Annotated in this window: 18 protein-coding genes; 4 read left to right on the forward strand and 14 right to left on the reverse strand. The window is 72.7% G+C overall.

Annotation, left to right across the window (positions count from 1 at the left end):
• Positions 1–3: 3 nt before the first annotated feature.
• The 5 genes from NYF13_RS25225 to NYF13_RS25245 all read right to left on the reverse strand — a co-directional run bounded on the left by NYF13_RS25225 (position 4) and on the right by NYF13_RS25245 (position 3503).
• Entirely contained in the window at positions 4–354 is a 351-nt protein-coding gene (locus NYF13_RS25225) for a DUF3817 domain-containing protein (protein WP_315660121.1), read from the reverse strand.
• A gap of 25 nt (positions 355–379) precedes the next feature.
• Entirely contained in the window at positions 380–727 is a 348-nt protein-coding gene (locus NYF13_RS25230) for a hypothetical protein (protein WP_315660421.1), read from the reverse strand.
• Between the two features lie 304 nt (positions 728–1031).
• Positions 1032–1919, reverse strand: coding sequence for a lytic transglycosylase domain-containing protein (locus tag NYF13_RS25235; protein ID WP_396287647.1), 888 nt, complete (start codon positions 1917–1919; stop codon positions 1032–1034).
• Positions 1920–2535: 616 nt separating this feature from the next.
• A complete protein-coding gene (locus NYF13_RS25240; protein WP_315660122.1) occupies positions 2536–3018 on the reverse strand; it encodes a helix-turn-helix transcriptional regulator in 483 nt (160 codons plus the stop codon).
• A 317-nt stretch (positions 3019–3335) separates the two neighbouring features.
• The gene (locus NYF13_RS25245; protein ID WP_315660123.1) at positions 3336–3503 is read right to left on the reverse strand and encodes a hypothetical protein; all 168 of its coding nucleotides are present in this window, start codon (positions 3501–3503) and stop codon (positions 3336–3338) included.
• Positions 3504–3710: 207 nt separating this feature from the next.
• Between NYF13_RS25245 and NYF13_RS25250 the strand changes: the two genes are divergently transcribed.
• On the forward strand, positions 3711–4229 hold the full coding sequence (locus NYF13_RS25250; RefSeq protein WP_315660124.1) for a GNAT family protein: 519 nt from the start codon (positions 3711–3713) through the stop codon (positions 4227–4229).
• A gap of 43 nt (positions 4230–4272) precedes the next feature.
• Here the strand turns inward: NYF13_RS25250 and NYF13_RS25255 are convergent, their stop codons facing one another.
• Together NYF13_RS25255 and NYF13_RS25260 are read right to left on the reverse strand one after the other, a co-directional pair.
• Positions 4273–5415, reverse strand: a complete 1143-nt coding sequence (locus NYF13_RS25255; RefSeq protein WP_315660125.1) for a CaiB/BaiF CoA-transferase family protein — start codon at positions 5413–5415, stop codon at positions 4273–4275.
• 34 nt (positions 5416–5449) lie between these two features.
• Positions 5450–6601, reverse strand: coding sequence for an acyl-CoA dehydrogenase family protein (locus NYF13_RS25260; RefSeq protein WP_315660126.1), 1152 nt, complete (start codon positions 6599–6601; stop codon positions 5450–5452).
• Positions 6602–6722: 121 nt separating this feature from the next.
• Here NYF13_RS25260 and NYF13_RS25265 point away from each other — a divergent pair, with 121 nt between their 5' ends.
• The 3 genes from NYF13_RS25265 (at position 6723) to NYF13_RS25275 (ending at position 9832) form a co-directional block, all read left to right on the forward strand.
• Positions 6723–7343, forward strand: coding sequence for a TetR/AcrR family transcriptional regulator (locus NYF13_RS25265; RefSeq protein ID WP_315660127.1), 621 nt, complete (start codon positions 6723–6725; stop codon positions 7341–7343).
• Between the two features lie 83 nt (positions 7344–7426).
• Positions 7427–8131 carry a hypothetical protein gene (locus NYF13_RS25270; protein WP_315660128.1) on the forward strand — a complete coding sequence of 235 codons (705 nt, stop codon included), beginning with the start codon at positions 7427–7429 and terminating at the stop codon, positions 8129–8131.
• A 78-nt stretch (positions 8132–8209) separates the two neighbouring features.
• Positions 8210–9832, forward strand: a complete 1623-nt coding sequence (locus tag NYF13_RS25275; RefSeq protein WP_315660129.1) for a succinic semialdehyde dehydrogenase — start codon at positions 8210–8212, stop codon at positions 9830–9832.
• Positions 9833–9881: 49 nt separating this feature from the next.
• On the opposite strand, the gene NYF13_RS25280 is transcribed toward NYF13_RS25275, so the two are convergent.
• From NYF13_RS25280 to NYF13_RS25310, 7 genes are all read right to left on the reverse strand, one after another.
• The gene (locus tag NYF13_RS25280) at positions 9882–12926 is read right to left on the reverse strand and encodes an AAA family ATPase (protein WP_315660130.1); all 3045 of its coding nucleotides are present in this window, start codon (positions 12924–12926) and stop codon (positions 9882–9884) included.
• A gap of 106 nt (positions 12927–13032) precedes the next feature.
• Positions 13033–13242 carry a hypothetical protein gene (locus NYF13_RS25285; protein WP_315660131.1) on the reverse strand — a complete coding sequence of 70 codons (210 nt, stop codon included), beginning with the start codon at positions 13240–13242 and terminating at the stop codon, positions 13033–13035.
• A 189-nt stretch (positions 13243–13431) separates the two neighbouring features.
• Positions 13432–13641 (reverse strand): DUF397 domain-containing protein, encoded by a 210-nt coding sequence (locus tag NYF13_RS25290; protein WP_315660132.1) that lies wholly within the window; start codon positions 13639–13641, stop codon positions 13432–13434.
• Positions 13642–13652: 11 nt separating this feature from the next.
• A complete protein-coding gene (locus NYF13_RS25295) occupies positions 13653–14558 on the reverse strand; it encodes a helix-turn-helix transcriptional regulator (protein WP_315660133.1) in 906 nt (301 codons plus the stop codon).
• Positions 14559–15038: 480 nt separating this feature from the next.
• Positions 15039–15938, reverse strand: a complete 900-nt coding sequence (tesB, locus tag NYF13_RS25300; protein ID WP_315660134.1) for an acyl-CoA thioesterase II — start codon at positions 15936–15938, stop codon at positions 15039–15041.
• 36 nt (positions 15939–15974) lie between these two features.
• Complete coding sequence (gene pyk, locus NYF13_RS25305) at positions 15975–17399, reverse strand: pyruvate kinase (RefSeq protein WP_315660135.1); 1425 nt, start codon at positions 17397–17399, stop codon at positions 15975–15977.
• Positions 17400–17549: 150 nt separating this feature from the next.
• Positions 17550–18215, reverse strand: a complete 666-nt coding sequence (locus NYF13_RS25310) for a DUF2461 domain-containing protein (RefSeq protein WP_315660136.1) — start codon at positions 18213–18215, stop codon at positions 17550–17552.
• Between the last annotated feature and the right edge of the window lie 70 nt (positions 18216–18285).

The following is an 18285-nucleotide window of genomic DNA, read 5'->3' on the forward strand; positions in this document are numbered from 1 at the left end:
GGGTCAGAAGACGTCCTGGCCGGCCTGCACGCGGCGGGTCACCCGGCGCTCGACCAAGAACGAGACGAACGGGACGCAGCCGGCCAGCAGGACCAGCACCGTGCTCTTGATCGACCAGCGGGCTTTGATCGCCAGATCGATGGTGAGCACCAGGTAGATCATGTAGAGCACGCCGTGGATCGGCGAGTAGACGGCGGCCGGGGTGGCGTTGCCGAAGCCGTACTCGATCACCATCGTCGCGCACAGCGCGAGGAGGCCGACGCCGGTCACGTAGGCGCTGACGCGAAAGCGCAGCAGCGGGCCGGACAGCGAGGCCGGACGGGTCTTCTCGGCACCCTCGGTGCTGGTGGTCATGGTCTGGTCCTCACTTCGGCGGTGTTCAGGAGTGCTGGTCGCGGGCGTGCAGCTCGCGCAGGTAGCTGTTGTACGCGGCGAGTTCGGCGTCCTCTTCGGTAACGACGGCCAGGCGGCGCACCGGGGCCCGCCTCGGCTCGGGCACGGCCGTCGCGGCCGGCTCGGGCCGGGCCCCGGCCCGCTCGGCCTCCTCGCGTTCGCGCAGCTTCTTGATGCGCCAGAACATGAAGGCCGGGAACAGGCCGAACAACGGCCACTGCAGCACGTAGCCCAGGTTCTGGAAGGTGCCGCTCGCGGACATGAACCGGTCCCACTGCCACCAGGCCAGCCCGCAGCACAACGCCAGGCTCACGAGGCACGTCGCGGCGATCATGAGCCGGCGCCCGAGCGGGGACGCGGCCGGGCCGGAGTTCGCTGGCACGGGTGAGACGCTAGCACTGGGAATGCGGCGACCGGCCGCCGAGGCGCGTCACCCGTGGCCCGCCTCTCATGGGCTGACCACGGGTTTCGCACGGATTTCACACCCGCTCCGGACGCCCGGGAGGAATGTGGTGGCACCACCCGCCGATCGGCGGCGGAGTCCGGGGGCGGCATCGGCGGAGCGCTTCGCCGACCTAGGCGCCGGTGGTGCCACCCCGCGCCCGCGCCTTTACGTCGTCCGCGCGTCTGCGCCTTTCTTATCCCGCCTGTGCCTTCTGGGCGCCCTTGGCGTACCCGTCGGCGAGGCCGAACACCTTCTGCGCGTACTCGGTGGAGTTGTTGTACGACAGGATGCCCGACCACCAGCCGGCCGGCGTCGCCATGTCGCGTCCGCCCGTGCAGAGGTAGCGGGCCGCGGCGAGCGCGGCGTCGTCGATCTGCTGGGGGTCGCCGAGGCCGTCGCCGTTGCCGTCGGAGGCCCATTTGCGCCAGGTGCCGGGGATGAACTGCATCGGGCCGACCGCGCGGTCGGCCACCGGGTCCCCGTCGAAGCGGCCGCCGTCGGTGTCGCTGATCGCGCGGACGCCGCTGGAGCCGTCGAGCGGGACGCCGATGATCGGCTTGGACGGCCGCCCGTCGGCGCCGAGCACCGCTCCGCCGTACTGGCCGTGGTCGGACTCGATGCGGCCGATGCCGGCGAGGGTCGCCCACGAGATGCGGCAGCCCGGCTCGGCTGAGCGCAGGGCCAGTTCGGCGTTGCCGTACGCGTGCAGCGCCCGCGCCGGGATGCCGGTGGTCCGGGAAACCTTCTTCGCCCACTCGTCGAGCGGGTCGCCGCCCGGGGGCCGGTCCGCCGGCGGCGCGGTGCCCTCACCGGCACCACCCGCGGCCACGGCGCTGACCGGCACGATCGAACCGGGCTTCACGTCGGCGGCCTTGACGCTGAGCGCCGGGATGTCGGTGGTGGTCGGGCCGGCCACCGGCGCTGAGGCCCGGGTGACCAGCCAGACGCCCCCGCCGGCCACGGCGAGCACCACGATCACCACCGCCAGCCGCACGGCCACGGCCACCCCGGGCCGGGCGCGGGCCGATCCCGGCGCGGCCGGGGTGACGGCTCGGTCCTCGGTCTGTCCGGTGCTCGGCACGAAACTCAGGTCCTCCAGCGTGGCGGTCGTTCGATCACACAACGAGCCCGCGAAGGTTAGCGTTACGCGGAGCCGCGGATCGGGCGAGCCCCGCCGGTTCACCCGGCCGTGGTGGCATTTCCGGGCCGGGCCGCCAAGCCGGTCCCGGGTCCGGCGCCGGGACTGGTCCGGAGTTGGCCGGGGTCCGGACGCGATGGCCGGGCCGGGGTTCTTCGCGGCGTCCGGTGCCAGCCGAGCCGCTGCCGGGTTCGGTGCCGGGACTGGTCCGGTGCCGGGGTCCGGAGTTGGCCGGGGTCCGGACGCGATGGCCGGGCCGGACTGGGTGGCGGGCCGGGCTTCGGACGCTGCGGGCCGGGGTTCTTCGCGGCGTCCGGTGCCGGCCGAGCCGCTGCCGCATGACGACGCTTCCCGCCGGGCGGCCGGGCGAGCCCGGTGCACCACGGGCGCCGATCGGCCCGGCCGAAACCGCCGAACGGCTTCGTGGAAAACCCGGCCTGGTGCCCCGCGCCGACCGATCGATCCGGCCCACCGGCCGCCGGTCAGGGCAGTTCGCGATTGCGGCCGTAACGGCGGCGACCGGCCCGGCCGAACCGGCCGCCCGGGTCGGCCCGGGCGGTCAGGCCGACTTCTGCTGGCGGGCCAGGCGGGCGACGCACCAGGCCGGGGCGCTGCCGCGGCGGAGGTGCTGGAGCACGGTCATCGGGCCGAGGCGGCGGCTCAGGTCCGAGGGGGCGAGACCCGCCGCCCGGTAGTCGAGGGCCCGCTGGTCGAGCGGGCTGAGGCCGGCGTCCCACCAGAGTTCGGCTTCGGCGACGTCGCCGACCATCTGCCACCAGCCGGCGGCGGCCACGAGCAGCTCGTCGGGGACCTCGGGCAGGCGGACGCGCATGGCGTCGAGGTAACCCGGGTCGGCCGCGTCGACCTGGGCCCAGCGCGAGGAGCCGGACCGGGCCCGCTGGCCCGGGATGCCGGGCGGGGCGGAAGGCGCGTCGGCCAGCCAGGCGGACGCGATGCGGTCGACCTCCTGCTCCTCGGGAGTCCGCTCGCGTTCCGCGGCCCACTGCCGGATCAACGCGTCCACTCCGGGATCTCCGGTCATCCCTGCCTCCTCATTGGTCCCCGACGGGCCGGCCCTGAGCGCCGGCCCCGTTGCGCGTTCACGACTTGCACCCACTCGCGTGATCGGGCGGGGAAATCCCCCGCTTTCGCCTGGTTCCCGAGGGACCGGAGAACCGGCTGATCACGCAATGTGAGCACCGTAGGGCCGAGGGTGCTCGTTCCGCCATACCCAGGCTCGCTCTAATTCCGCGACCAGGCCGTTTTTGGGACCAATCCACCCGGATGGTCGAGCGTGACGACCGCATCCCGGGAAGCGGTGACAACGTGTCACCATCAGCCGACGGACACGGAGGGTTATCAGGCGAAAAGGGCCTTGAAGAAGGTCACGATGGCTTCCGCGCCCTCCTTGAGCCAGCCGAGCACGCGGTGCACCATGTCGGCCGACTGCGTGGGCTGCGTGATCAGGAAGAACAGCACGAGCGCGACCACTCCGACGACGACGAAGATCTTCAGGCCGTTCGACATGGCTCAGTCCGCTCCATTCCGCCGGCTCCCGCTGCGGAAGCCGGCCGTGACCCGCGGGCGCCCCGCACGGTCACCCCACTCTAGTGACGACCGGCCCCCAGGACCCGGTGATCGGCCGAGCCGGGCCCGGCCGGACCCGGGAGAGTGACGGCGCTCACTATCGAGTGAGTCCGAAGTGGTGTGTCGGCATCCGGATACGCTCCGGCGATGGACGAAGGCGAGACAGTCGCGCTGCGGCCGGTCCTCGAATCGGACCTCGGGACCCTCGAAGCGCTGACCAACGACCCGGCCACCGCGGGCGAGTACCAGTGGTTCGGCTGGCACGACCCCGGTTTCCTCCGGCGCCGCTGGCGCGAGGACGGCATGCTCGGCACCGACCGCGGCATGCTCGTCCCCACGCTGGGCGGCCGCGTGCTCGGGCTGGTCTCATGGCACCGCTCGCGGACCGGCCCCAGCTCGTTCTGCTGGAACATCGGGCTGGTCCTGCTGCCGGAAGCCCGCGGGCACGGCCACGGCACGGAAGCGCAGCGCCTGCTGGTGCGCTACCTGTTCGCCCACACGCAGCTCAACCGCGTCGAGGCCACCACCGAAATCGCCAACCGGGCGGAGCAGCGCTCGCTGGAGAAGGCCGGCTTCACCCGCGAAGGCGTGCTTCGTGGTTTCAACTTCCGAGACGGTGAGTGGCGCGACAGCGTGCTGTACGCGGTCGTTCGCGCGGACTTGTGAGGGTTCAGGCCGGTGCTGAGCCGCCTGGACCCTCGCCGGCGGTTCAGGCGATCGCGCCCGCCGCACGCAGGCCCGCCAGCCCATCCGCATCGAAGCCCAGCTCGGCCAGCACCTCCTCGGTGTCGGCGCCCTTCTCGTGCGGCGCCTCCGGGATGGCGGGCGGGGTGCGGTCGAACCGGGGCGCCGGGGCGGGCTGCACGGTGCCGCCGATGTCGACGAAGGTGCCGCGAGCCGCGTTCTGCGGGTGCGAAGCGGCCTCCCACGGCGACAGCACCGGCGTCAGGCAGGCGTCCGTGCCCTCCGCGCGCGCGAGCAGCTCGTCACGTGGAAAGCGCGCCACTGCATCGGCGAGGATCTTCCGTAGCTGCGGCCACTTGCTCTTGTCCACGTGCACCGGCAGGTCTTCGCGTTCGAGGCCGAGCACCTTGACCAGGTCGCCCCAGAACCGCATCTCGATCGCGCCGATCGCCACGTACTTCCCGTCCGCGGTTTCGTAGGTGTCGTAGAACGGGGCACCGCCGTCGAGCAGGTTGTCGCCGCGCTCCCCCGGCCAGACGCCGGCCGCGCGCATGCCGTGCAGGCTCGTGGTGAGCAGCGCCGCGCCCTCGACCATCGACGCGTCCACCACCTGACCCCGGCCCGAAGCGGTGCGCTCGTGCAGCGCGGCCAGCACGCCCATGGCGAGCATCAGCCCGCCGCCGCCGAAGTCGCCGACCAGGTTGAGCGGCGGCACCGGCCGCTCGCCGGCGCGGCCGATCGGCTCGAGCGCGCCGGCGATGCCGACGTAGTTGATGTCGTGGCCGGCCGCCTGCGCGAGCGGGCCGTCCTGGCCCCAGCCGGTCATCCGGCCGTAGACCAGCCGCGGGTTGCGCGCGTGCACCTGCGCGGGGCCGAGGCCCATCCGCTCCATCACCCCTGGCCGGAAGCCCTCGATCAGCACGTCGGCCGTCTCGGCCAGCTTCAGCACCAGCTCGACCCCTTCCGGGGTCTTGGTGTTGAGGCCGATGGTGCGCCGCCCGCGGGCCAGCGGGTCGTTCGGCAGGCCGAGGACGTCGGCCCCGGGGGTCGCGCGGTCCACGCGGACCACGTCGGCGCCGAGGTCGGCCAGCACCATGCAGGCGAACGGCGCGGGCGCGAGCCCGGCCAGCTCCACCACCTTCAGCCCGGCGAGGGGACCAGTCTTCACTTCGGCATGTCCTTTCCTTGCGCGGCCACGGGAATCAGAGCGTGCGGGAGATGATCTCCTTCATGATTTCGCTGGTGCCGCCGAAGATCCGCGAGATCCGGACGTCGGCCCACGCGCGCGCGATCGGGTACTCGGTCATGTAGCCGTAGCCGCCGAACAGCTGCAGGCAGTCGTCCACCACCTTGTTGACCCGTTCGGTGGTCCACAGCTTCGCCATCGCCGCGCCCTGCACGTCGAGCTCGCCCTTGAGGTGCCGTTCGATGCACTGGTCGAGGAACGCGCGCGCCACCGCCGCCTCGGTCGCGGCCTCGGCCAGGGTGAACTTGGTGTTCTGGAAGGCGAAGATCGGCCGGCCGAACGCGGTGCGCTCCTTGGTGTACTGGAGGGTCAGGTCGATCGCGGCCTCCATGCCGGCCACCGCGGTCACGGCGATGATCAGCCGTTCCTGGGGCAGTTGCAGCATGAGCTGGACGAAGCCCTGGCCTTCGGCGTCGCCGAGCAGGTTCGCGGCGGGCACGCGGACGTCGTCGAAGAACAGCTCGGCGGTGTCCTGGCCCTTCAGTCCGACCTTGTCGAGCACGCGGCCGCGGCGGAAGCCCGGGGTGTCGGTCTCGACCGCGATCAGCGAGACGCCCTGCGCGCCGGCGTCGGGGTCGGTCTTGCAGGCGACCACCACGAGGTCGGCGTGGTAGCCGTTGGTGATGAAGGTCTTGGCGCCGTTGATCACGTAGTGGTCGCCGTCGCGGACCGCGCGGGTCTTGATGCTCTGCAGGTCCGAGCCCGTGCCCGGCTCGGTCATGGCGACGGCGCCGACGAACTCGCCGCTGGCGAACTTGGGCAGCCACTCGCGCTTGCGCTCCTCCGCGGCGTAAGCCAGCAGGTAGTGCGCCACGATTCCGTTGTGGACGGTCACGCCCCAGGCGCTGTCCCCGCACCGCGCCTGCTCCTCGTAGAGCACGGCCTCGTGGGCGAACGTGCCGCCGCCACCGCCGTACTCCTCGGGGATGGACAGCGCGAGCAGCCCGACCTCGCCCGCTCGCGTCCAGAGCTCGCGGTCGAGCTTCTTCTCCGCGGCCCAGCGCTCCTGGTTCGGCACCAATTCCTTCTGCATGAAGGTACGGGCGAGCTCCCGGAAGTCTTCGAGTTCGGTGCTGCTCCACGAGCTCTTCTGGATCTGCAACGGCACGGCGACGCCTCCTGCGGGACTGGAAAACATGACGCGGGAAAGGTAAGTTCCATCCGGAATGTACATCCGTTCAGTCCTGTACGTAAAGTACCGGGCCGGCGGCCGAAGCTGGGAGTCCCCGATGACCGAGGTCGCGGCGAAGCCGCATCGCACCCAGGCGCAACGCCGGGAGCGGACGCGGACCGCCCTGCTGGACGCGACCATCGAGTGCCTGGTCGAAATCGGCTACTCCCGGGCTTCGGTGCAGGAGATCTGCGCCCGGGCCGGGGTGTCGAAGGGCGCGGTGCAGCACCACTTCGCCACCAAGGCGGAGCTGATGGCCGCCGCCGTGGAGCACCTGACCAACCGGCTGCGCGGTGAGCTGGCCGCCTCGCTCGGCCGCCTGCCCGGCGGCTCGTCCGGCGTCGCCGCGGCCATCGACCTGCTGTGGACGGGCTACTCGGGCACGCTGTCCACCGCGGTCACCGAGCTGTGGGTCGCCGCGCGCACCGACCCGGAGCTGCGCGCCGCGATCCGGCCCGTGGACCGCGCGCTGGGCCGGGCCACCCTCGCGCAGATCAGCCAGGTCGCCGGGGAACTGCCGAAGGAGCGGGCGGAAATGCTCTTCTGGCTCACCGTCAACCTCACCCGCGGCCTGGCCCTGGACGCCGAGCTCGGCGGCGACCCGCACCGCCGCCGCCAGCTACTGGAGGAGTGGAAGCGCATCGCGGTGCTGCTCTATTCCGACGCCGCGACGGGCTGAACCCCGGCGTCCGCCTTATCCGGGGCAGGATTTCGTGGTGCAATCGCTGCGGCCGGTCCGTGCCCCGGCCGAGGAGGCCCTCGATGAGCAGCCTGCCCCCGCCGCGTCCGGCCGTGCCGGTGGCGCCGGTGGATCCGGTCGATCCCGGCGAGCTGGCGCGGATGCTCTCGGCGGTGCTCGGGGCGTTGTCCGCCGTGCTGGTGCTCACCGGCTCGTTCCTGCCGATCTGGGCCTACCAGGAGTCCTCGGGCCGCCGGGTCCAGGCTTCCCAGTCCGTCACGGCGTGGACGCGGCTGTTCGACATCGAGCCGGACCCCGCCGAGCGCGCCTACTACGCGACCACCCACGTCGCCCACTACGGCATCCCGCTGGCCGTCGCGTGCGTCGTGCTGCTCGCCGGTGCGGCCGGGGCGCTGACGCGAGCCCGCACCATGGGTCGCGGCGCGCTGGTCGCCGGGAGCGCGGGGGTGGTGGCCGCGGTGTGGGTGATCGGCATGGAGGTCTCCGCGACGCTGAGCTACAACCGGCCGTCCGGCCTGACCGAACTGCACTACTCCAGCGGGACCGGGTTCTGGGTGCTGCTGGCGGGCGGGATCGTCGCCCTGGCCACGCTCGGCGCAGCCCTGCTGTCCGGCCGCCGCCCGCGGCCGGTCGAGCCGAGGTCCGACCGCCCGGGCCCACCGTCGCCGGCTCGGGAGAACCCCGGTCCGCCTCCACGCACCCACGACGAGCCGGTGCCCCAGCCCTTTCCGCCTCCGGCGAGGCCACCCGCCCGATTATCCGAATAATGCTCGCAATTTTTTCGGGCCGGGCCATACCGCCGGTATGGTTTACTCGTCGGTAACACCGGTCCGAACGGAGACGCCATGACCAGTACGACATCGGCGAACGTCAGCGGCCAGGCGCCCGGCGAGGCGCCACCGGCGACCATCGGGGGTGTCGACGGCGCTCCCACCGCGGACCGCGCCGCCCGCCTCGTGGCCCGGGTGACCGGCGGCGCGGACTCGGCCCCCGTCCGGATGCGCGCGCCCTTCACCGGTCTGCCGGTCACGACGCTCCCCCAGGCCACCGACGCCGAGGTGCGCGCCGCCTTCGCCGCCGCGCGCGAGGAGCAGCGAGACTGGGCCGCGCGCCCGGCCGCGGACCGGCAGCGCTTCCTCATCCGGCTGCACGACCTGGTCCTCGACCGCCAGTCCGAGGCCCTCGACCTGGTGCAGGTGGAGGCGGGCAAGGCCCGGATCGACGCCTTCGACGAGGTCAGCGCCACCGCGCTGGTCGCGGCCTACTACGGCAAGCACAGCGCCCGGATCCTCGCGCCCCGGCGCGGCGCCGGGGTGATCCCCGGGCTGACCAAGGCCGGCGAGCTGCACCACCCCAAGGGGGTCGTCGGGATCATCTCGCCCTGGAACTACCCGCTGGCGCTGACCGCGATGGACGCCCTCCCCGCGCTGGCCGCGGGCAACGCCGTGGTGCAGAAGCCGGACAACCAGACCGCGCTGTCCGCGTTGTGGCTGCAGGAGCTGGCCGAGGAGGCGGGCCTGCCGGCCGGGCTGTGGCAGGTGGTGCTCGGGCGGGGCTCGGTCATCGGCACCGCACTGGTCGAGGAGTGCGACTACCTCTGCTTCACCGGCTCCACCCCGACCGGCCGGGAGCTGGCCGGGCGGATCGCCCCGCGGCTGACCGGCTACTCCCTGGAGCTGGGCGGCAAGAACCCGATGGTCGTGCTGCCGGACGCGGACCTGGCCAAGGCCGCGACCGGCGCCGTCACCGCGTGCTTCTCCTCGGCCGGTCAGCTGTGCGTCTCGGTGGAGCGGATCTACGTGCACGAAAGCGTCCGCGAGGAGTTCACCCGGGCGTTCGTCGCCCGCACGGCCGCCCTGAAGCTCGGCGGCACCCTCGGCTACGGCGCGCAGATGGGCTCGCTGACTTCGGAGAGCCAGCTGGAGACCGTCACCGCGCACGTCGAAGACGCCCGGGCCAAGGGCGCCCGGGTGCTCACCGGCGGCCGGGCGCGACCGGACCTCGGCCCGCTGTTCTACGAGCCGACCGTGCTCACCGGTGTCACGGCCGGGATGGCGCCGTTCGCCGACGAGACGTTCGGGCCGGTGGTCTCGATCTACGGTTACACCGACGTCAACGAGGCCATCGAGCGGGCCAACGACACCCCGTTCGGGCTCAACGCCAGCGTCTGGTCCCGCAACGGCCGCGCCGGCTGGGAGGTCGCGGCCCGGCTGAAGGCCGGCACGGTGAACATCAACGAGGGCTACGCCGCGACCTTCGGCAGTGTCGGCGTGCCGATGGGCGGGATGAAGGAATCCGGCGCCGGCCGCCGCAACGGCGCCGAGGGCCTGCTGAGGTACACCGAGACGCAGTCGATCGCCCTGCAGCGCGGCCTGGCCCTGCGCCCACCACGGTGGGTTCCGGGTGCGGCGTGGGCGCGGATGATGACCGCGAGCATGAAGCTGCTGCGCCGCATCCCCTGGCGTTGACCTTCTGCGCCGAGCTGGCCGGCCCCTTCGGTGCTGTGCGGGCCCGGCGTCAGTCCTTCGGTGGCGGGCCCGCGGGGGCGGAAAGCAGACCTCGGTCGTAGGCGATGGCGACGGCTTCCGCGCGTCGGCCCGCGCCCAGCTTCGCCATCACTCGTGACAGGTGCACGCTCACCGTCTTCTCGCTGATGTAGAGCTCTTCCCCGACCTGGCGGTTGGTGCGGCCCAGGGCCACCCGCTCCAGTACGTCGCGCTCGCGCTCGGTCAGGGGGTCGGTGATCGCCCGGGGCCCGGGGTGCGGTGCGGCCGGGTCGAGGCCCGGGAGGTCCAGCCGCGCGCGGCGCGCGAGGTCGCGGACGGCCTCGCGCAACGGCAGCGCGTCCAGCCGGTCGGCGAGGTCGTGGGCGGCTTCCAGCGGGATCACGGCCGCGGCCGGGTCCCCGCCGGCCATCAGGGCCTCGGCCTGGTGCCAGCGGCAGATCGCCTGCTCGTACACCGCGCCGTAGCCGAACGCCTCGGCCGCGGCGGCCCAGAGCGCCGGGTCGAGAGGGCCGTCGAGGGCGCTGCCCCAGGCTTCGGCGCGGGCGAGCCACGCGCGTCCTTCCGGGCCGAGCGTGCCCGAGCGCGGCGACCCCTCCTTCGCGGATTTACGGCCGCGTTCGAGCAGCCGGCGGCCGAGCTCGGTGAGCTGACCGGCCTTCGCCTGGTCGCCGTGGGCCCGCGCGGCGGACGCCCCGGTGATCGCCGAGGCCAGCCCCAGCGCGGCGATCCGGATTCCGCCCAGCAGCGACGGCTCCACCTGGTCGAGCCAGTCGAGCAGTTCCTCGGCGATGCGCGCTGCCTCCTGGTGCTGACCACGCCAGGTGGCCAGCTCGATCTCCGCGTCTCCGGCCGACAGGGCGATCTGGATGTCGGCGGACCAGTTCCGCCGCAGCCCGGGCAGCAGCTTCGCCGCGTCCTCGAACCGGCCGCGGGCCACCAGGAACAGCATCCAGTTGGCCAGGATCCGCGCCGCCACCGCGCTCGACACGCCCCGGCCCGCGCGCCCGGCCGCGTCCTCGGCCGGCCAGTCCCCCGCCAGGTAGCGCAGGTACAGGTGCCGCGCGCGCAGCTCCAGCCCGTACGAGCTCCAGGCGAGCCCGCTCTCCTCGGCCCGCTCGACGCCGCGCTTCGCGTGGACCAGCGCCTCGGCCAGCTCGGCCTGGTCGTCGTAGCTCAACGCCAGGAAGTACATCCCGCGGAGCTCGACGTTGAGCGCCTTTCCGTTGTGCGCCTTGCCAATGGCCTGGAGCAGCCGGTGCCGCGCTTCCTCGGGGTCGCCGGCCGAATCGGCCAGGGTGCCGAGGGTGATCAGCGCGGACGCCTCGGCCCCGACGCTCCCGGCCACCCGTGCGTCCGCGACCGCCGTGAGCGCGTTGTCCAGCGCCTCCTCCGGCTGGTCGATCGCCCGCTGGAACCCGGCGCGGGTGGCCAGCACCCAGGCCCGGGTGATGCTGGGCTCGCTGTCCTCGACCAGCTCCCAGGCCCGGTCCATGGCGGCCAGGGCCTCGTCCAGCCGGCCCTCCAGCACGTTCAGCGCCTCGGCCAGCCTCCGCCACACCTTGGCCGCGCGGTCCGGTGACGTGTCCGGCCGCAGCGCCTCGGTGGCCGAGCGCGCGAACGCCGCGGCCCGCTCCGGCTCGCCCGAGGTGCCGGCGAAGTACGAAGCCTCGTGCAGCAGCTTCAGCTCATCGACGCCTTCGGGACGGCCTTCGGCCGGTACCGCGTCCCAAATGGACAGTGCCTGCTCGGCGTGCCGCAGTGCGGCGCCGGGTGCGCCCAGCTTCTCCGCCTCGTCCATGGCGCGCAGCAGCGCGGGCAGGGCGGTGACCAGGTCCCGGCTCTCCAGGCTGTGGAACGCCAGCTTCGCGTCGTGCCCGCGGCCCTGCGGCACCGCCAGGATCCGCGCCGCGTACGCCGAGTGCATCCGCGTGCGCTCTCCCGGCAGCAGGTCGCCGTACACCGCTTCCTGCAGCAGGGCGTGCCGGAACACGTAGCTGCCGCCCTCGATCACCAGCACGTGGTGCTGCACGGCCTCGCGCAGCACCTCGTCCAGCTCCAGCTCGCCCAGGCCCGAGACCGCGGTGAGCGCGCCGTGCGACACCGGCTCGTTGGCCACCGAGACCACCCGCAGCACCCGTCGGGTCTCGGCCGGGAAGCGCTCCAGCCGGGCCAGCAGCACCTCCGCCAGCCCGGCCGGCAGATCGCGGCGGTCGGTGCTGGTGGCCAGCAGCTCCTCGGCGAAGAACGGGTTGCCCTCGGACCGCGCGACGATGTCGGCCACCACCTCGGGGGCCAGCGGTTCGTCGGCCAGCGCCTCGACGAACGCCCGCGCGTCGGCCGGCCCGAACGGGGTCAGCGCGACCTGCTCGACGGTGGGCAGCCGGACCAGCTCGGAGAGCAGCCCACGCAACGGGTGCCGGCGGTGCACGTCCTCCTCCCGGTAGCTGCCGACCACCAGCAGCCGCTGCGCGCGCAGCCGGCTGAGCAGGAACGACAGCAGGTTGCGGGTCGAGGAGTCGGCCCAGTGCAGGTCCTCCAGCAGGACCACCACCGGCCGCGACTCGGCGACCTCGGTCAGCACCCCCAGCACCGCGTCGAACAGCTGCAGCTGGCCGAGGTCCTGTTCCGGGCGCGGCCGGCGCATCGCCTCGCGCTCGTTGGCCGAAACCTGCCCGTGCTCGCCCGCCGCGGCCGGCTCGGGCTCGCCGCTCTGCGGCAGCAGCCGGGCCAGCGCGGGCCGGGCCCGCACCGCGGCCGACACCAGCGGATCGGCCGAGGACCCGAGCGGGGCCAGCGCCTCGGCGAACGGCAGGTACGGCAGGCCGCCGTCGCGCACGTCGATGCACCGGCCGGTGAGCACCAGCGCACCGGCCGCGGTGACGTGCTCGCCCAGCGCGGTCAGCAGCCGGGTCTTGCCCACCCCGGCATCGCCGGAGACCAGCACGGCCCCCGCCTCGCGCCGGCCGGCGCGGGCGAAGGCACTGCGCAGCCGCCGCATCTCGTGCGTGCGGGCGACCAGCGGGATTCCGGAGCCAAGGCGGGGCACGAGAGGCATTCTCGTCCACCCCACCGACAGTTTCGGCCTGGTTTCCCCCGACGGTTTCATGAGCCCGGTCTCATCCCGCCGACCCCCGGTCACAGGCCAGGCAGCGGTCATGGGCTCAACGGCTTCCGGAGCCGAGCCCGGAGGACGGCCGGGCGGCCTCGCGGCGGGACTGCTCGGGTACGTCCAAGCTGGTCAGCCGGTGGGTGCGCAGCCAGCGCACGGCGCGGTGCGCCGGTGGCCGGCCTCCGGCGTTCCGGGTCCGCTGCAGTTCGTCGACCCGGTACGCCACTTCGGCGCGCACTGCGTCCAGGTACAGATCACTCATGGTTCGGTCCCCTCCGGTTGCCTCGTTCGGGGACGGCCGCTCGTGCAGCGGCCTTCCCCGGTGACACCCACCGTCGTCCTGAGGGGTGGACGCGGGCATCGGGTGATCACCCAGGCCTGGACGGCGAACGACCCCTTACCCACATCGCCGACCAGGTCGGCGGGGGTAAGGGGTCGTCCGTGGAAAGGTTCAGCCGCGCGACGGGCCGCCGGCGCGCACCGTCGCCAGCAGCCCCTGCCACCCCGAGGCGGGGAGGCGGAAGGCACCCCCTTCGGGTTCCTTGGAGTCGCGCACTGCGGCGCCGCCGTCGACGAAGGCGATTTCGACGCAGTCGTTGCCGCCGCCGCTGTAACTGCTCTTACGCCACTGAGCCCCAGAGAGGCCTGCGTCCGGAGTCATAACCCCACTTCCTAACTGTTTCGTCGGTTCCCGGTGGTGGGCGCTGCGCCCGGCCGGACCGCCTGTTCGGCGAACCGGCCGGCTGCCTCGGCGATCAGGTCGACCGAGTCGTCCGGTTTCAGCGCGGCTGCGCGCAAATGGTCGAACATCAGCGCGTAGCGCCGGACGTCAAAGGGTTCCTCCAGGTACAGGCCGCTGGAGGTGCTGTCGTCGACGTAGACGACGTCGGGGTCGGCCTGCTCGGGGAAGCCCATGATCAGGAACGGGCCTTCCATCCCGGGGTGGGCCCCGGCGCCGAAGGGCACCACCTGAACGGTGACATTGGGCTTCTCGGCGTCGGCGACGATCCGGTGGAGCTGCTCGGCCATCACCTCGGGCCCGTCCACCACGCGGTGCAGCACGGCCTCGTCGACCACCGCCCAGTACTCCACCGGCGGGGTGTCGCTCAGCAGTTCCTGGCGCGCCATCCGCGCGGCCACGCGGCGCCGGATCTCGGCGTCCTCCGCGTCCGGCCGCAGCGCCCGGATCACCGCGTGCGCGTACCGCTCGGTCTGCAGCAGCCCGGGCACCAGCAGCGCCTGGAACGCGCGCAGCGAGCTGGCATCGGCCTCGAGCCCGACGAAGGTGCCGGTGAACACCTCGTTGTAGGCGTGCCACCACCCGCGCTTGCGCGCTTCGCGGGCCAGCTGGACCAGCGCCTCCTGCTCGTCACCGGTGATCCCGTACAGCGCCAGCATGTCCCGGGCGTCTCGCGGGGTGACACCGACGTGGCCGGTTTCGATGCGGCTGACCTTCGAGGCCGAGCACTCCAGCTTCTCGCCCACCTCGTCGATGGTGAGGTCGGCGGCCTCACGGAGCCGCCGCAGCTCGCTCGCGAGCCTCCGGCGGCGGACGGTGGGTCCCTGTCCTCTCGCCACGACAGCACCTCCGGATCCGTCTTCCCCCGTCGCGCGCGCCTTTGCCCGCACCACATATCTAACCAGCCGACCGCGTACCCGGTGACGCATTAACCCTGCGGGGTGCCCGACTTCAGGCCGAGTTCCATCCTGCAATTTGCAGAGTGCGCTCGTAGTCTGACATCGTGCTCGCGGGAGCCGTTCCCGGATCGGCGGCGCGGCCGGCCGGCGAAGACCGGTCCGGCCCCCTGAGCAGGGTAGACGAAGACCAGCCGGAGACGCTGAACGAAGTGCGCGGGCGTTTCCGGCGGAGGGTGCCCGGGGCTGTCCCCCGACCGGTCCCGGGCACCTTCCATCCCGGCCGCAATCCGTGGCCCCGTGCTTTTTCTGCCCCTTTTACTCACCCGGAAGCGTGGCTCATTTCCCGCAGCCCCGCGGGCGGCACACTCTCGGTATCACCACATTTCCCCGGGCCGCCCCGTCCACCCGGGCGCGGTGCCGTCACCGGACCCGCAGCAGGCCCTCCTGGACCACGGTCGCGACGAGCGTGCCGTCCTGGGCGAAGAACCGGCCGGTGGCCAGCCCGCGAGCCCCGGCCGCGTTCGGCGAGGCGCAGTCGTAGAGCAGCCAGTCGTCGGCCCGGAACGGCCGGTGGAACCACAACGCGTGGTCGAGGCTGACGCCGAGCACGTTCTTGTCGTCCCAGTACACGCCGTGGCGCGCGAGGACCGAGTCGAGCAGGGTCATGTCGGAGGCGTAGGCGAGTACGCAGACGTGCAGCAGCTGCTGGTCCGGCAGGGTGCCGTCGGCGCGCATCCAGACGCGGTTGGTGGCCGGCCGTTCCCCGGTCTCGCGGGTGACCCACGGCGGCTCGTTCACGTAGCGCACGTCGATCGGGCGCGGCCGGTCGGTGAACCTCAGGCCCAGGCCCTCGACGCGCTCGTGGAAGGTCGGCAACGTCTCCGGGGCCGGCACGTCCGGCATGGCGTCGGCGTGCCCGACGCCGTCCTCGTCCTTCTGGAACGAGGCGGACAGCGAGAAGATCGCCTTGCCGTGCTGGACGGCGACCACCCGCCGGGTGGTGAACGAGCGGCCGTCCCGGATCCGGTCGACCTCGTAGACGATCGGCACGCTCGGGTCGCCGCCGCGGATGAAGTACGCGTGCAGCGAGTGCACCCGGCGCTCGTCCGGCACCGTGCGCCCGGCCGCGACCAGCGCCTGCCCCGCGACCTGCCCGCCGAACACGCGGACCGGCGAGTGCGCGGGCGAGACGCCGCGGTAGTAGTTCTCTTCGATCTTCTCCAGGTCGAGCAGCGCGACCAGCCGGTCGAGCACCGGCTGCCCGCCACCACCGCGGCTTTCGTCCAGCCCGGTGGCGGCCTTCCTGGCCATTTCAGTCATGCCCGAACCCTAGACGGCGGGCCCGGGCCCCGTCCCTTACGCGTGGTCGTCTTCACCGAGGCGGTGCACGTGGATCAGGTTGGTCGAGCCCACGGTCCCGGGCGGGGAACCGGCCACGATGACCACCAGGTCGCCGCGCTGGTACTTGCCCATCTCCAGCATCTTGTGGTCGACCTGCTGGATCATCTGGTCGGTGGAGTCCACCCGCGGCACGATCTGGGTGTTCGTCCCCCAGGTCATCGACAGCTGGCTGCGCACGCACTCCTCCGGCGTGAACGCCAGCAGCGGCAGCCGGGTGTGCAGCCGGGCCAGCCGCCGGACCGTGTCACCGGACTGGGTGAAGGCCACCAGCGCCTTGGCGTTCAGCCGCTCGCCGATGTCGCGGGCGGCGTAGGAGATCACCCCGCGCTTGGTGCGCGGCACGTGGGTCAGCGGCGGCACGACCGGCGAGTCGGTCTCGACCGCCTCGATGATCCGGCCCATGGTCTGCACGACCTCGATCGCGTACCGCCCGACGCTGGTCTCACCGGAGAGCATCAGCGCGTCGGCACCGTCGAGCACCGCGTTCGCGACGTCGGAGGCCTCCGCGCGGGTGGGGCGCGAGTTGGTGATCATCGACTCGAGCATCTGCGTCGCGACGATGACCGGCTTCGCGTTCTCCCGGCAGATCTGGATGGCGCGCTTCTGCACCAGCGGAACCTGCTCCAGCGGCAGTTCGACGCCGAGGTCGCCGCGGGCGACCATCACCGCGTCGAACGCCAGCACGATCGCCTCGAGGTTGTAGACCGCCTCGGGCTTCTCGATCTTGGCCACCACCGGCAGCCGGCCCTTGCCGACGCGGTCCATCACCTGGTGCACCAGGTCGATGTCGGCCGGGGAGCGCACGAAGGACAACGCGATGAAGTCCACGCCCAGCTGCAACGCGAACTCGAGGTCCTCGATGTCCTTCTCGGACAGGGCCGGCACCGACACGTCCATGCCGGGCAGCGAAACGCCCTTGTTGTTGCTGACCGGGCCGCCCTCGGTCACCTCGCACACCACGTCCGGGCCCTCGACCCCCTGGACCACGAGGCCGACCTTGCCGTCGTCGACCAGCAGCCGGTCGCCCGGCTTGGCGTCGCGGGCCAGCCCCTTGTAGGTGGTGGAGACCCGGTCGTGGGTGCCGGCGACGTCCTCGACGGTGATGCGGACGATGTCGCCGTTCTGCCACTCGACCGCGCCGTTGGCGAAGGTGCCCAGGCGGATCTTCGGGCCCTGCAGGTCGGCCAGGATGCCCACCGCCCGGCCGCTCTCGGCCGCGGCGGACCGGACCAGGTCGTAGACCTGCTTGTGGTCGCTGTGGCTTCCGTGGCTGAAGTTCATCCTCGCGACGTCCATCCCGGCATCGACGAGTGCCCGCATCTTCTCCGGGGTGGAGGTGGCGGGGCCCAGTGTACAAACGATCTTCGCGCGTCGGCTCACGTTCGTTGAGAGTAGTCCCTCGTCCCGCCCACGTCTGTACCGATACCGAAAAGTTCAGGGGAACGGTTCAGAAACCCGGCGGGCCGGAGCCCGCCGCCCGGCCGGCGGCGGCAGGCCCGGATCGTGACTGCGCCCTGGTCGGGGCCGGGTTCACCGCCGGGGCTGCTCGCTGGGCCCGACGTGGTCGCGCGCCCATTCGTTGAACGCCCGCACCTGCCGCCACGCCTTGCGCACGCGCTCCAGCGCCTCCCGCTCGTGCAGGAAGTCGGCCGGCTCCCAGGTGCGGGCCGCGTAGACCGAGCGGTACCGCAGCAGGTCGATGCGCGGGTGGTCCTCGGCGAAGCCGCGCGGACGGGACTTGAGCCGGTCGCCCTCGACCTCCCAGCCGCCGCGGCGCAGCCGAGCCAGGATCTTCTCCAGCTCCGGACCGTGCAGCTCGGTGTCGACCGCGGCCCGGAACCGCGCGAGCTGGTCCGAGGCCAGGTAGAAGCAGCCGCCGCCGACGCGCAACCCGGCCGGGCCCAGCTCCACGTAGTACGCGCCGCCGCCGCGGCCGGCCTCCAGCACCCCGCCGCAGTGGGTCTTGTACGGGGTCTTGTCCTTGGCGAACCGCACGTCGCGGTAGGGCCGGAACACCTTGCCCTCGCCGAACCCGGGGCCGAACTCCGGCGCCAGCTCCTTGAGCAGCGCCTCCATCGGCGCCCGCACGTCGGCCTGGTAGACGGCCACGTTCTGGTCCCAGTAGGACTTGGAGTTGTCGGCCTCCAGCCCGTCGTAGAAATCGACGGCGTACTCCCCGAATCCGGTGAACTTCACCCGGAGCACGATAAACCGGGGCACCGACGGCCCCGGTGCCGGTGCGCACCGGCACCGCCGGTGCGCACCG

This window comes from Amycolatopsis sp. PS_44_ISF1, assembly GCF_032335455.1.
Taxonomy (GTDB): Bacteria; Actinomycetota; Actinomycetes; order Mycobacteriales; family Pseudonocardiaceae; genus Amycolatopsis.